Source organism: Mesorhizobium sp. 01N446 (assembly GCF_056399285.1).
In genome coordinates, this window is record NZ_JBFTRA010000004.1 from 91648 (window position 1) to 105169 (window position 13522).

Consider the following 13522-nt stretch of genomic DNA (forward strand, 5'->3'; position numbering starts at 1 on the left):
TCATGATTTCAGCATCCAAACAGATCGTTCCAGAACACGAACCCCATGAAGCACAAGACCAGAAGCAGACCAGCCCGATAGGCCATTTCCATCATCCGTTCCGACACCGGACGGCGAATGACGGCCTCCACCCCGTAGAACAACAGATGGCCGCCGTCGAGGGGGGGAATCGGCAAAAGGTTTAGAATACCTATGCCGACGGAGAGCAGCGCGACGAGCTGCACCAGCCATTCGAAACCGAGTTTCGCCGCCTTGCCGGCCATGTCCGCGATCTTGACGGGACCGCCCAACTGGCACTTGTCCTCGCGCCCGACGGCGAAGCGCTGCAGGAACTGCCCGGTGCGCTCGATGACGTGGCCTGTTTCCTCCACTGCAGCCGCAACCGCCCCAACTGGTGTGTAGGTGATGAGACGGGGCTGGCCGAGTTCCTTGTTGTTGACGACGCCGATCACCGCGACCTTGACCTTGTTGCCGAGCGCGTCCTGCTGCTCCATCAGCTGTGGCGTCGCGGTCACCGTTACTTCTTTACCGTCACGCAGCATGACAAAAGTGATGATATCGCCGGCGCGGCCCGAGACCAGCCGCTGCACATCGCCAAAGGTTTCGACCTTGCTGCCGTCGACACTGACGAATCGATCTCCCGGCTGGATGCCGGCTTTTGCCGCCGGACTGTCTGCCGTGACTTCCGCCACCATGGGCTCTGCGACATAACGCCCATGGGACGCAAACAGCACTGAAAAGACTACGATCGTCAGGAGGAAATTGAACAGCGGGCCGGCCACCACGGTCGCCGCACGCTTCCAGATGGCCTGCGTGTGGAAGGCAACCTTGCGCTCCTCATCGGTCAGCGTTTCGAGCTCTTCCGACGTGGGCTGGCTGGAGGTCGCGTTCATATCGCCGACAAATTTGACATAGCCGCCAAGCGGTATGGCGCAGAGCTTCCAGCGCGTGCCATGCCGGTCGTTAAAGCCGATGAGTTCGGGACCGAAGCCGATCGAGAAGGCCCTGACCCCGATGCCGCACCAGCGGCCAACGAGGTAGTGGCCCATCTCATGGACGAACACCACCACGGTCAGCACGAACAGAAACGGCACAAGCGTGCCGAGGAACAAGCCTTCCGTGCCGAAAATCGCGTGAAGAATTCCGTTCAACTCATGCCCTCAAATTCTTCCGCTGCCGCCGTGACTGTGACATCAATCCAGGCGAATCCAAGGCACGCCCGCGCCAGATCGTGAAACGACACCGTTCAAATCGGAAACAGCCCCTGCGCCGGATGATCGGCGCCCGCCGAAATCCAGCCAATGACGTATAGGGCGAGAGCCGCCGCGACAAGTCCGTCGACACGGTCCATGACGCCGCCATGACCCGGAATGAGCACGCCCGAATCCTTGCGGCCATGCCGCCGTTTGACCCAGGACTCGAACAGATCTCCAGCCTGCGCGACAATCGAAAGCACAAGGGCCACAAGGCCGAGCAAGGCCAGGTTCCCGGCACCGGCGACCGCTGCCAGCATGACCCCGGCGACAACGCCACCGACAGCGCCACCGAGCGCGCCGCTACGCGTCTTGCCGGGCGAAATAGATGGCGCCAGTTTGGGACCCCCGACGGCTCGCCCGACGAAATAGGCAAAAATGTCGGTCGCCCAGACGACCGCGAACAGGAACAGGATGGCGACGAGGCCCGAATGGTCGCCATCACGCAGCAGGGCAAGCGACAGGCCGGACACGCTGGCATAGGCAAGACCGCTCGCTTCCCACTGCCCGGTCTTGCGAACCAGGGCGGCAATCGCCGTTGCGGCAATCAGAATCACCACAAGCAGCAGCAGCCAGGACGCGGCAAGCCCGGCAATCAAGGCGCCGATGAAAACGACGACCAGCGCCTCGGGCAGGAAGCCCAGCCCCTTGGCCGCGACCGGCCGCGACATGCGGGTCCATTCGTAAAAAATCATCGCCGACATGGCTGCGCACAGCAGTCGAAAAGGCAGGCCGCCAAGCCAGGTCAGGCCAAGAGCGATGACGGCAAGCACGACCGCTGAAATGACGCGGAGTTGAAGGTTGCTCATCCCGCGGCCGGTCGCGAAGCGACGTCTTGCGGGCCCACTCCGCCGAAACGGCGCTCGCGGCCGGCAAATTCGCGCAACGCCTCGGCAAGGTGTTCGCGGCTGAAGTCAGGCCAATAGCAAGGCAGGAAGACGAGCTCGCTGTAGGCGGCCTGCCACAAGAGGAAGTTGGACAGGCGCAGCTCGCCGCTGGTGCGTATGACCAGTTCCGGATCGGGAATGCCTTGCGTGTCGAGAGCGCCGGCAAAGCTTTCGGCTGATATCGATTCGGCATCGATTTCGCCGCGCGCCGCGGCCAGGGCAAGCTTGCGCGCCGTGCGGACGATCTCGTCGCGCCCGCCATAGTTGAAGGCAATGACCAGCGTCAGAGACTCGTTGCGGGCGGTCAGCGATTCGGCCTCTTCGAGCAGACCTCGGATGTCGGCCTGCAGCCCTGCCCTGTCGCCGATGATCCTGACCCGCACGCCGCTCTGGTGCAGTTCGGCGAGATCACGGCGGATGAACAGCTTCAAAAGCCCCATCAGGTCGCTGACCTCGGACTTCGGCCGTGACCAGTTCTCCGACGAGAAAGCATAGACGGTCAGGAAGGAGATGCCGAGATCAGGCGCCGCGCGCACGGTCTTGCGCAGCGCCTCGACGCCGGCGCGATGACCGGCAAGCCTCGGCATGCCGCGCGCTTTGGCCCAGCGTCCATTTCCATCCATGATGATCGCGACATGCGCGGGCGTTGTCATGATCTCGCTTTCGGGTCAGCCGGCGGCCAACCCTAAACCTGCATGATTTCAGCTTCCTTGTCGGAAAGCAGATGATCGATGGTGCTGATCGTTTCGTCTGTAAGCTTCTGGACCTGATCGGAACGCTTGCGCTGATCGTCCTCGGAGATCGCGCCGTCCTTCTCGGCCTTCTTCAGGAAGTCCATGCCGTCGCGGCGCACATGGCGCGCGGCGACGCGGGCGTTCTCGGCATAGCCGTGCGAGATCTTGACCAGTTCCTTGCGGCGCTGCTCGTTGAGTTCCGGCAGCGGAATCCTCAGATTGGTGCCGTCGACGATCGGGTTGAAGCCCAGATTGGATTCGCGGATAGCGCGGTCGACGGCGCCGACCATCGACTTGTCCCAGATCGACACCGAGATCATGCGCGGTTCCGGCACCGTGACGTTGGCCACCTGATTGATCGGCATGGTGGTGCCATAGGCCTGCACCTGGATGGCATCGAGCAGATTGCTGGAGGCGCGGCCGGTCCGCAGCGAAGCCAGGTCATGCTTGAACGCGGCGATTGCCCCATCCATGCGCCGCTTGAGATCGTCGTACTCACCACTCATCTTAGTCTCCTCGACCCGTCTGCCGCGGGTTCACTGCCTCGGGGCACGGCCCCGTTCGAGCCTGAATTTCGAAAGTCGGTATCCCTTTTCTAGGGATCAGGCCCCGGATCAATCGTCCGCGACGACCGTGCAGCGGCCGCCGCCCCTCAGAATATCGCCGAAACCACCTTTTTCGTGGATCGAATAGACGATTATCGGAATGTTGTTTTCGCGCGCAAGTGCAATCGCAGCGGTATCCATGATGGAAAGGCCACGATTTATGACTTCGGCATGGCTGATGCGCTCGAAACGCGTCGCATTCGGATCCTTTTTCGGGTCGGCCGAATAGACGCCGTCGACCTGCGTGCCCTTGAACAGTGCATCGGCGCCGATTTCGGCCGCGCGCAGCGCTGCGGCCGAATCAGTGGTGAAGAACGGGTTGCCGGTGCCGCCGGCAAAGATCACCACCCTGCCCTGGTTCATGTAAGCGTCTGCCTGGCGTTGCGAAAAACTCTCGCAGAGTTCTGGCATGGCGATCGCCGACAGCACCACGGCATCGACGTCGATCTTGTGCAGCGAGGTGCGCAGCGCCAGCGAGTTGATGACCGTGGCAAGCATGCCCATGTGGTCGCCGGTGACGCGGTCTCCGCCCTTGGAGGCGACAGCCACGCCGCGAAAGATATTGCCGCCGCCGATGACGACGCCGACCTCGATGCCCAGCGCACGGGCCTCGGCAATGTCGGCGGCGATGCGATCCACGACCGAGACGTCGATGCCGAAATGTTGTTCCCCCATCAACGCTTCGCCGGATGCTTTCAGCAAGACACGTCGGTAGAGGGGCTTCACCGTCATCTGGTCCTCGTCATTTTTCATGTGGTCGCGCCTTGGCTGGCCGCCCTCGCGCAGGCGCCGCGCCCGAACATTGGCACGATGCCGAGTTCCGATACACGAAGGGCGCCGCGATGTCACGCGGCGCCGGACCGGCAAATTGGTGGCAACCTGCCGGATCGATCAGTCGGTGGACACGCTGGCTGGCTCGCCCTCGACAAGCACCGGCGACACGTAGCCGGAGGGCTTGTCGCCGGTTGCAGCGCCACCGGTGACGCGCGCCTGTATCTGCGATCCGAAATAGGAATAGGGGAACGGCGCCGGCGTTTTGCTGGCCATATCCAGCCGGTCGCGAAGCTCTGCCGGAATCTCGAAATCCAGCGCGCCAAGATTGTCCTTGATCTGGCCAAGCGTCGTCGCGCCAAGGATGACGGTGGCGATCCCAGGCTGCGTCGCCACCCAGTTGAGCGCGACCTGCGGCATGCTGCGGCCGAGCTCGGATGCGACCTTCTCGAGTTCGGCCACGATGGCCCAATTGCGCTCCGTGAATTTTTGGAAGCCCGGATGCGTGGAATTGCGGAGCCCATCGAGCCGGCCGGCATTTCCGGCCTGAGCCGGCCGATACTTGCCGCTGAGCAGCCCGCTGGCTAGCGGGCTCCAGACCATGATGCCGGCGCCATGGCGCGTGCCGAAAGGCACGAACTCATTCTCGATCGAACGCTCGGCCAGGGAATATTCGAGCTGCAAGGCCAAAATCGGCTCGTATCCGCGCAGCTCGGCAATCGCCTGCGCCCGCCCCGCATACCAGGCCGGCACGTCGGACAGGCCGACATGGCGTATCTTGCCCATCCGTACCAGGTCATCCAGCGTGCGCATGACCTCTTCGGCCGGTGTCAGCCTGTCCCACACATGCATGAGATAGAGATCGATATAGTCGGTGCCCAACCGCTTCAGCGAAGCATCGACCGCCCGCATGATGTTCTTGCGGCCGTTGCCGCCGGCATTCGGATTGCCCGGCTGCATGTTCATGGTGAACTTGCTGGCGATCACCGCGGTGTCGCGCAAGCCCCGCTCGGCGATGAATTCACCAAGCCAGGCTTCGGCCGTGCCGCTGGTGTAGAGATCCGCCGTGTCGAAGAAATTGCCGCCCGCCTCGACATAGGCGTCGAACATGGCGCGGGCCGTGTCCCTGTCGGCGCCCCAACCCCATTCCTTGCCGAAAGTCATGGTGCCGAGCGCCAGCCGGCTGACCCTGAGGCCGCTATTGCCGAGCGTGTAGTAGGTCATGGTCATGATCGTCTTCCAATGCTTGCTGGTGAATGCCGTGGCGTCACTGGCCCGCGGTGGCATTGCCCGGCGTTGCCTTGACCCAAGGATTGCCGCGCTCATGCGTCATGTGGAACGCGAAGCCATCGACCTTCCAGCCGGCGGCCGAGCGCGTCAGGTGATGCTCATAGGTGCCCCAGACCTCCCAAAGCGGGTCACCATTGCCTTCCATGCGGTTCCAGGCATAGCCGTTCGAACGGACCGTCGCCGTATCCGCTTCAAGAACGACCAGGTGATTGGTGCGCAGGTGCAGGCTCGTCTTCGAGCCCTTGAGGTTGCCGGCCCAGGCGCCGATCAGGTCGTCCGAAGCGATGTTGGCGGCCGGCTGGCCGGACAGGCTGCTGAAATCGGCGGTGACCCGATCCGCGAAATGGCTGCGCGCCAGTTTCCAGTCCTGCGCGTCGACGGCGCGGTCGATGGCGTCGGCAATGCCGATGACGGCGCGCTCGTCCGCTAGCGCCTGCCAGCGGGAAGGCTCCGCCCCGCCGGCATCAATCGGCCCCAGCGCCATGCCTGCCGCGAACGTTACGTGCTTCAACACATTCATGTCTCTTCTCCTCGATGCCATCGGCAGATTGCCGATGTGTTGGCGACAATGTGGACCGCTGCCTTGGCATCGATAAGGTTGCATTGTTCGTAAAGACTATGCGATATCATTCATGAATGGACCGCGATCTCCTCACGCATTTGCCTGTCATCGTTGCCGTTGCCCGGCGTGGCGGCTTCGCGCTCGCCGCGGCCGAACTCGGCATGAGCCCGTCAGCGGTCAGCCATGCGGTGCGCCTCGTTGAGGAGCGTATCGGCCAGCCCTTGTTCGCGCGCACGACGCGCAGCGTTTCGCTGACCGAGGCCGGAAAGGCGCTGGTGGAAACCGCGGCCCCTGCCCTTCAGGATATTGGCGAGCGGATCGATCGAATCCGCAGCGTCAAGGGCAGGCCCTCCGGCCTGCTCAGGATCAACGCCTCCAACATCGCGATCCCCCTGGCGGTGACGCCTGTGGTGGCGGCGATGGCGGAGCGCTATCCGGACATTACCGTGGAGATTTTCGCCGACCAGGGGCTGGTCGACATTGTCGGCGAAGGCTTTGACGCCGGCATCCGGCTGGGCGAGATGATCGCGCAGGACATGGTGGCGGTGCGGCTCACGCCCCCGTTCAAGGCCGTCATCGTCGCCTCTCCCACCTATATCGGGCGCCATGGCCGTCCGCGCAGGGTGGCCGATCTCGCCAACCACAATTGCATCGGCTACCGGCTTGTCCGCTCCGGTGCGCTCTACCGTTGGGATTTGACCGAGGACGGCAAGGACGTCGTCATGGAGACCGGCGGTACAGTCATCGTCACGGATTCGCTCGCGGCGATCGACCTGGCGCTTGCAGGCGTTGGCCTTGCCTATCTGTTCGAGCCGCTGGCGCGCGACGATCTTGCAGCCGGCCGCCTGGTGCAGGTCCTGCCGCAATCAGCAATCGAGGAGCCTGGCCTTTTCCTCTACTTCCCGCGCCGGGCGGCGATGGCGCCGAAACTGCGGGCCTTTATCGACACCGCACAAGAAATCGGCCGGACATCCCTGCGGACATCCGGCCGAAAAATGCTTTCGGAATAAAGCGGTAGGAAGTTTACTTCTTGACCGCCGCGGCAACTTCCGCCGCGAAATCGGTCTCTTCCTTTTCGATGCCTTCGCCGAGCGCGAAGCGGAGGTAGGCGGTGATCTTGGCCGGCGCGCCGATTTCCTTCTCGGCATCCTGCAGCGCTTTCTCGACGGTGATGTCGGGATTGAGCACGAAGGCCTGCTTCAGGAGCACGACTTCCTCGTAGAACTTGCGCAGGCGGCCTTCGACCATCTTTTCGATGATCGCTTCCGGCTTGCCGGTCTGACGCGCCTGGTCGGCGAAGATCGCCTTCTCACGCTCGACCGCTGCCGGATCGATCTGCTCCGCCGTCAGCGCCAGCGGGTTGGTGGCGGCGACATGCATGGCGACCTGACGGCCAAAGGCGTTGGCGGCATGCTCATTGCCCGTGGTTTCGATCGCAACCAGCACGCCGAGCTTGCCGAGGCCGTCAGCGACAGCGTTGTGGACATAGGTCGCGACCGCGCCGTGCGGAACGGTCAGCTTGGCCGAACGGCGGAAGCCCAGATTCTCGCCGATGGTGCCGACAGCATCCTTGATGGTGTCGGTGACCGACTTGTCCGAACCCGGATACTTCGCGGCAGCCACGGCTTCCGTCGTGCCATAGGCGAGAGCAACCTTGGCGACGTTGGCGACGATTTCCTGGAACGCGGCGTTGCGGGCAACGAAGTCGGTCTCGGAATTGACCTCGACGACGGCAGCTTCGCGCACGCCGGCATCGACGCCGATCAGACCTTCAGCCGCGGTGCGGCCGGCCTTCTTGTCAGCCTTGGAGATACCCTTCTTGCGCAGCCAGTCGACGGCCTCTTCCATGTTGCCGTTGGTCTCGTTCAACGCCGCCTTGCAGTCCATCATGCCCGCGCCGGTCAAGTCGCGGAGTTCTTTGACCTGTGCAGCCGAAATGCTCATTGTCGCCTCTTTGTTTTTAAATGCACCGACGCACCATCGGCATTCGATGGTGCGTCTGTTTAGCGTGCCAAAATATGAGAAAGATGAAGGCCGTGGACCGGCCTTCGATTATCAAGCCTCGGGGGCTTCCGACGCCGGAGCCGGATCGAGCGCCGGCTCGAYCGGAGCTTCAACCGAAGCGCCGATGTCGACGCCGAGCGCGCCCTGCTGACGGGCGATGCCGTCGATCGCAGCCTTGGCGATCAGGTCGCAATAAAGCTGGATGGCGCGGGCCGCGTCGTCATTGCCGGGGATCGGGAAGTCGATCTTGTCCGGATCGCAGTTCGAATCGATGATGGCGACGACCGGGATGCCGAGACGCTTGGCCTCGAGGATGGCGATCGCTTCCTTGTTGGTGTCGATCACGAACATCAGGTCGGGCGTCGAGCCCATGTCCTTGATGCCGCCCAGCGCCTTGTCGAGCTTCTCGCGCTCGCGGTCGAGGTTCAGGCGCTCCTTCTTGGTGAGGCCCTGGGCCTCGCCGGCCAGCATCTCGTCGAGCTTGCGCAGGCGCTGGATCGAATTCGAGATCGTCTTCCAGTTGGTCAGCATGCCGCCGAGCCAACGCGAATTGACATAGTACTGAGCCGAACGCTGCGCGGCATCGGCGACGATGTCGGATGCCTGGCGCTTGGTGCCGACGAACAGCACGCGGCCGCCCTTGGCGACGGTGTCGGAAACTTGCTTCAGCGCCTGGTGCAGCAAAGGCACCGTCTGCGAGAGGTCGATGATGTGGATGTTGTTGCGGGCGCCATAGATGTAGGGCGCCATCTTCGGGTTCCAGCGGTGGGTCTGGTGGCCGAAGTGAATGCCAGCTTCCAAAAGCTGGCGCATGCTGAAATCAGGCAGTGCCATTCTCATTTTCCTTTCCGGTTAGCCTCCACGGACACAGGCATTTTTGGACGAAGTCCTCGAACGCCACCGGAGGTTTCAGCCGGATTTCTCCCGGGCAGACACCAAAGTCCGTGTGTGGAATGAGCGCGCATATAGAGGGGAAGCGCGACAAACGCAAGCGGGCCAGCGTTTTACCGCTCAGCGTGCGGCAATCAGCGCTCCGGTGCCGATCATGGCGCTGCCGGCAAACCGGTTCATCAGCCGCATGCGCTTCGGCGTCCTGAACCAGCCCGAAGCCCGGCCCGCGAGAGCGGCATAGACCCCCATGGTCAGAATGTTGACGCTGATGACGGTGGCCACCACCAGCAGGCCATCGACAAATGTCAGCGTGTCGAGGTTGAGGATCAGCGGCATGATCGAGGCGTGGAACAGGATCGCCTTGGGGTTGCCCAGCGCAATGGATGCGCCAAGGAAGAAGGATCTCGACAATCTCGCCTCGCCCGTCCTCGACTCATTCGATTGCGTGGCCGCGGCGCGCCACATCCTGATGCCGAGAAAGATCAGATAGGCAGCGCCTGCATATTTCAGCAGGAGAAAGATCCATTCGAAGGTTTGCGCCAGCGCCACCAGCCCGAGCAGCGCCAGGGTGACCAGCACCGCATCGCCGGCGGCGACCCCGACGCCAGCCATGAAGGCGCGAAGGAACCCGCGCGACACGCCATTGGTGATGACCGCGAACATCGCCGGTCCCGGTGTGGCGGCGGCAAGCGTGACCGCGGCGCAATAGGCGAGAAACGCCGTTGGTGTCATCGCTTGGCCTTTCCATTGGGCACCCGCACGCGCCGAAAGATCGCGACGATCTCCTCGCGGCTGCATTCGACGGCGCCGAGCCGCACCGCGCGGTCGCGCTCGAAGCCGGTTATGTCATAATGCGGAGCCGATGTCTTGGGCGGTCCCTGGTAGGACGAACGCTTGACGCCGAGTGCTGCGGCGAAGCGATGCAGTTCGTCGGTGTCGTCGGCCATCAGGTGGCACCAGCGATGGCCGGCCCACTTCCAGATCGCCGCATCGACATAGACTGCCATCAAGCCCGCCGCGGCCAGCTCAATTGCGCAACCCTGCTACTTCGAGACCGGACACGGCTTGGTCTGATCGAACAGCGACAGGTTGACCAGCTTGCCGGTCATCGAGAAGTCGCCATAGTCCATGGTGAGGTCGCGGGTGATGCCGTTCTCATGCAACTTGAAGCTGATCCGGTATTCCGGCACTTCCTCGCCGTTCTTGGCGCTGTCGTCGAAATAGGCGATGTCGACCGGCCAGTATTTGTCCGTGGCGAGCTTGGCCAGCGCCGGAGCCTCCGGATCGGCCTTGTCGGCTTCGGTCTTCTTGCCGACGACGACGGTGGTCGCCATCACCTTGTTGGCATCCTCCGAACCGTCGAACAGGTTGGTCTGGTAGAAATTCTCGCCTTTCTCGGCCTTGCCGATCAGCTCGACCAGATGCTGGGTCGGAAACTGGGTAGCGGCGAGTTCCAGGCTGTTCTTCTCGGGCTTGTCGATATCGACCTTGAGCCCCTTCTGGTCTTTCGTGGCGATGCCCTTCACCTCCTTGTCGAGGTTCTGGTCGACAAAGGATTTGGTCACGAACGAGAAGGTCTTGCCTTCGGCGTCCTCGAAAGTCGTCGTCTGCTGGTCGGTCAGCCGCGTATTGTCGTTGGTGACGATCTGGGTGACGAAACGGAATTTCACCGTATAGCCTTCGCAGGCCGAGCCATTGAATTCGTAGACCATGCGGCCGGATATGCCTGTTATGCCGGAGCGGTCGGAGGCTTTTTTGAGGGTGAGGTCGTACACAGCGCGATGGGCCTGCAGCGCCGGTACGGCGAAGGCGGGGACTATCGGGATCACCGCCGACAACAGAACGGCATGAAATGCAAGGCGCGCAGCGCGCATGAGGTACTCCGATCGTCGCGGCTGATGGCAGGCCGCAGGGAAAGATGGTCCAGCTTAAAAAAAGTCGTGGCGGAAGCGAGGCAAAAATAGCAATTTCGGCCCCGCCAGCGCGGCGCCTTCCAGCAATAGGGAAAAGCAATGAGTGAAACAATCGAAAAGCGGCTAAGTGATCTCGGCGTGACGCTCCCTGTCGCCGCCGCACCTGCCGCCAACTACGTTCCCTACTGCCGAACCGGAAGCCTCCTGTTCACGGCCGGACAATTGCCGCTCAAGGACGGCAAGCTGCAGGCGAGCGGCCTGCTCGGCCGCGACGTCGACACGGCAGGCGGCAAGGACGCGGCAAAATACTGCGCGATCAACATTCTGGCGCAAGCCAAGGCAGCACTCGGCGATCTGGAGAAGATCAGCCGGCTGGTGAAGATCACCGTCTTCGTCGCCTCCGCCCCCGACTTCGTCGAGCAGCATCTGGTTGCCAACGGCGCCTCCGATTTCCTCGTCGCCGCCCTTGGCGAGCGCGGCAAGCACGCCCGCTCCGCTGTCGGCACCGCCTCCCTGCCGCTTAATGCCGCAGTGGAAATCGAAGCCATCTTCGAAGTTGAATGAGCGAAGGCCTGACATGACCGACCTATCCTGGCTGACTGCCCGGCCCGTCGCCCATCGGGGCTTCCACGACATGAACAAGACGCGCTGGGAAAACACGCTTTCCGCCTTCGCAGCCGCGGCCGAACGGGGCTATGCCATCGAATGCGACGTGCATCTGTCGTCGGACGGCGTTCCCATCATCATCCATGACGACGACCTGAAACGGCTGACCGGACAGGACGGCTTCGTCTGGCAGCGCAGCGCGGCCGAACTGACCGCGCTCAAGGTCGGCGGCACATCCGACCACGTGCCGACGCTGCAGGAAGCGCTCGACCTTGTCGACGGCCGCGTGCCCATGGTCGTCGAGCTGAAAGGGATTCCCGGCCGCGACGAAGGCCTGGTGGCGCGCGTCGGCAAGATGCTCAAGCGCTACAAGGGCAAGGCGGCGATCATGTCGTTCGATCACTGGCTGATCCGTGATTTCCCGAAACATGCGCCCGGCATTCCGGCTGGATTGACCGCCTACGGCAAGGACCTCAAGCTGCTCGAAGCGCATTTTTCCATGCTGGCGCACGAGTTGTCCTTCACCTCTTACGCTGCCGGCGACCTGCCGAACCTGTTCGTCAGCTTCGTGCGCGAAAAGCTCAAAATGCCTGTCATCACCTGGACGGTGCATGATCAGCCGGCGATCGACCTGACCTTCAAATATGCCGATCAGATGACATTCGAAGGTTTCGAGCCCGACCTGGTCAAGGTCGCCTGAGCGGGGTTGCCTGAAACGTGACTTGTAGCGGCCCCGATGGAGCTTAAATAAGCCTCATGGATCAGGGCGATGACGGCGACGGGCAAACTGCAAATGCGGACTATTCGATCCGTATCGCCGCGGGCATCGGCGCGTTCACACGCGATGAATGGGACGGCTTTGCCGGCACCACGCGCGGCGACGCGGAGAATGGCTATAACCCGCTCGTTTCGTTCGCTTTTTTAAGCGCGCTGGAAGATTCCGGCTGCGCCGTGCGGCGCACCGGCTGGCAGGGCCATCATTTGCGGCTGGAGACTGCGCAAGGCCGGCTGCTGGGCGCGGTCCCCTGCTATCTCAAATCGCACAGCCAGGGCGAGTATGTGTTCGACCACGGCTGGTCGGATGCCTTCGAGCGCGCTGGCGGCCGCTATTATCCGAAACTGCAATGCGCCGTGCCGTTCACGCCGGTCACCGGCCCTCGCCTGCTGGTCGGCAAGGGCGAGGATCCGGATGCGGTGAAGGCCGGGCTTGCCGCCGGCCTCAAGATGGTGACCGACAAGCTCGGCGTGTCCTCGGCGCATGTCACCTTCGCGCAGGAGAGCGATGTCGCGACGCTCGAGGCCGCCGGGTTCCTGCATCGCACCGACCAGCAGTTCCACTTCTTCAACGAAGGCTTTTCGACCTATGACGACTTCCTCGCCACGCTTGCTTCGCGCAAGCGCAAGGCGATGAAGAAGGAACGGCGCGAGGCGCTTGCCGATGGCATCACCATTGACTGGCTGACCGGCAAGGATCTGACGGAAAAAGCCTGGGACGACTTCTTCGCCTTCTACATGGATACGGGCAGCCGCAAATGGGGCCGCCCCTATCTGAACCGCCAGTTCTTCTCGCTGATCGGCGAACGCATGGCGGATGATATCCTGCTGGTGATGGCCAGGCGCAACGGGCGCTACATTGCCGGCGCCATCAATTTCATCGGCTCCGACGCGCTCTACGGCCGCAACTGGGGCTGCATCGAGGATCACCCCTTCCTGCATTTCGAGGTCTGCTACCACCAGGCCATCGACTTCGCCATCGAACGCAAGCTGAAGGTGGTCGAGGCAGGCGCGCAAGGAGAGCACAAGCTGGCGCGCGGCTATCGGCCGGTGACGATGCATTCCGCCCACTACATTTCGCATCCCGGCCTGCGCAATGCCGTGGCCGACTACCTCAAGCGCGAGCGGCGCGAGGTGGAGCGAATGAGCGAATATCTGGAAGAGCACACGCCGTTCCGCAAGGATCTCGAGGAATAGCAGGTTTTGGGCCTGGTCGATCTCGCCTGGTCGCC

General features: G+C 62.8%; 16 protein-coding genes. 4 read left to right on the top strand and 12 right to left on the bottom strand.

What is annotated here, in order from left to right; translation table 11 throughout:
* Positions 1-8: 8 nt before the first annotated feature.
* From rseP to AC1DPX_RS17365, 7 genes are all read right to left on the bottom strand, one after another.
* Positions 9-1151, bottom strand: coding sequence for an RIP metalloprotease RseP (rseP, locus tag AC1DPX_RS17335; RefSeq protein WP_202354346.1), 1143 nt, complete (start codon positions 1149-1151; stop codon positions 9-11).
* 95 nt (positions 1152-1246) lie between these two features.
* Positions 1247-2062 carry a phosphatidate cytidylyltransferase gene (locus AC1DPX_RS17340; RefSeq protein ID WP_202354345.1) on the bottom strand — a complete coding sequence of 272 codons (816 nt, stop codon included), beginning with the start codon at positions 2060-2062 and terminating at the stop codon, positions 1247-1249.
* The gene (locus AC1DPX_RS17345; RefSeq protein ID WP_202354344.1) at positions 2059-2793 is read right to left on the bottom strand and encodes an isoprenyl transferase; all 735 of its coding nucleotides are present in this window, start codon (positions 2791-2793) and stop codon (positions 2059-2061) included. Before AC1DPX_RS17345 ends, AC1DPX_RS17340 begins: the two co-directional genes overlap by 4 nt.
* A 32-nt stretch (positions 2794-2825) precedes the next feature.
* Positions 2826-3380, bottom strand: coding sequence for a ribosome recycling factor (gene frr, locus AC1DPX_RS17350; protein WP_095200157.1), 555 nt, complete (start codon positions 3378-3380; stop codon positions 2826-2828).
* 108 nt (positions 3381-3488) lie between these two features.
* On the bottom strand, positions 3489-4211 hold the full coding sequence (gene pyrH, locus AC1DPX_RS17355) for a UMP kinase (RefSeq protein WP_202359409.1): 723 nt from the start codon (positions 4209-4211) through the stop codon (positions 3489-3491).
* A 159-nt stretch (positions 4212-4370) separates the two neighbouring features.
* The gene (locus AC1DPX_RS17360; protein ID WP_477238375.1) at positions 4371-5480 is read right to left on the bottom strand and encodes an aldo/keto reductase; all 1110 of its coding nucleotides are present in this window, start codon (positions 5478-5480) and stop codon (positions 4371-4373) included.
* A 37-nt stretch (positions 5481-5517) separates the two neighbouring features.
* A complete protein-coding gene (locus tag AC1DPX_RS17365) occupies positions 5518-6060 on the bottom strand; it encodes a nuclear transport factor 2 family protein (RefSeq protein WP_477238377.1) in 543 nt (180 codons plus the stop codon).
* 116 nt (positions 6061-6176) lie between these two features.
* On the opposite strand from AC1DPX_RS17365, the gene AC1DPX_RS17370 reads away from it, so the two are divergent.
* Entirely contained in the window at positions 6177-7112 is a 936-nt protein-coding gene (locus AC1DPX_RS17370) for a LysR family transcriptional regulator (RefSeq protein ID WP_202354341.1), read from the top strand.
* A 13-nt stretch (positions 7113-7125) separates the two neighbouring features.
* Here AC1DPX_RS17370 and tsf read toward each other — a convergent pair whose 3' ends face one another.
* The 5 genes from tsf to AC1DPX_RS17395 all read right to left on the bottom strand — a co-directional run bounded on the left by tsf (position 7126) and on the right by AC1DPX_RS17395 (position 10871).
* Positions 7126-8046 carry a translation elongation factor Ts gene (tsf, locus tag AC1DPX_RS17375; RefSeq protein WP_202354340.1) on the bottom strand — a complete coding sequence of 307 codons (921 nt, stop codon included), beginning with the start codon at positions 8044-8046 and terminating at the stop codon, positions 7126-7128.
* Between the two features lie 111 nt (positions 8047-8157).
* Entirely contained in the window at positions 8158-8940 is a 783-nt protein-coding gene (gene rpsB, locus AC1DPX_RS17380; RefSeq protein ID WP_477238379.1) for a 30S ribosomal protein S2, read from the bottom strand.
* A gap of 177 nt (positions 8941-9117) precedes the next feature.
* Positions 9118-9729 carry a LysE family translocator gene (locus tag AC1DPX_RS17385; RefSeq protein ID WP_477238381.1) on the bottom strand — a complete coding sequence of 204 codons (612 nt, stop codon included), beginning with the start codon at positions 9727-9729 and terminating at the stop codon, positions 9118-9120.
* Complete coding sequence (locus tag AC1DPX_RS17390) at positions 9726-10004, bottom strand: DUF4031 domain-containing protein (protein ID WP_202354338.1); 279 nt, start codon at positions 10002-10004, stop codon at positions 9726-9728. Before AC1DPX_RS17390 ends, AC1DPX_RS17385 begins: the two co-directional genes overlap by 4 nt.
* Positions 10005-10040: 36 nt before the next feature.
* The gene (locus AC1DPX_RS17395) at positions 10041-10871 is read right to left on the bottom strand and encodes a cell envelope integrity EipB family protein (protein ID WP_202354337.1); all 831 of its coding nucleotides are present in this window, start codon (positions 10869-10871) and stop codon (positions 10041-10043) included.
* A 138-nt stretch (positions 10872-11009) separates the two neighbouring features.
* On the opposite strand from AC1DPX_RS17395, the gene AC1DPX_RS17400 reads away from it, so the two are divergent.
* From AC1DPX_RS17400 to AC1DPX_RS17410, 3 genes are read left to right on the top strand one after another with little or no spacing between them, the layout of a single operon-like run.
* A complete protein-coding gene (locus AC1DPX_RS17400; protein ID WP_202354336.1) occupies positions 11010-11474 on the top strand; it encodes a RidA family protein in 465 nt (154 codons plus the stop codon).
* Positions 11475-11487: 13 nt separating this feature from the next.
* Positions 11488-12216, top strand: coding sequence for a glycerophosphodiester phosphodiesterase (locus AC1DPX_RS17405; RefSeq protein ID WP_477238383.1), 729 nt, complete (start codon positions 11488-11490; stop codon positions 12214-12216).
* A 56-nt stretch (positions 12217-12272) separates the two neighbouring features.
* On the top strand, positions 12273-13487 hold the full coding sequence (locus AC1DPX_RS17410) for a GNAT family N-acetyltransferase (protein ID WP_477238385.1): 1215 nt from the start codon (positions 12273-12275) through the stop codon (positions 13485-13487).
* Positions 13488-13522 lie beyond the last annotated feature (35 nt).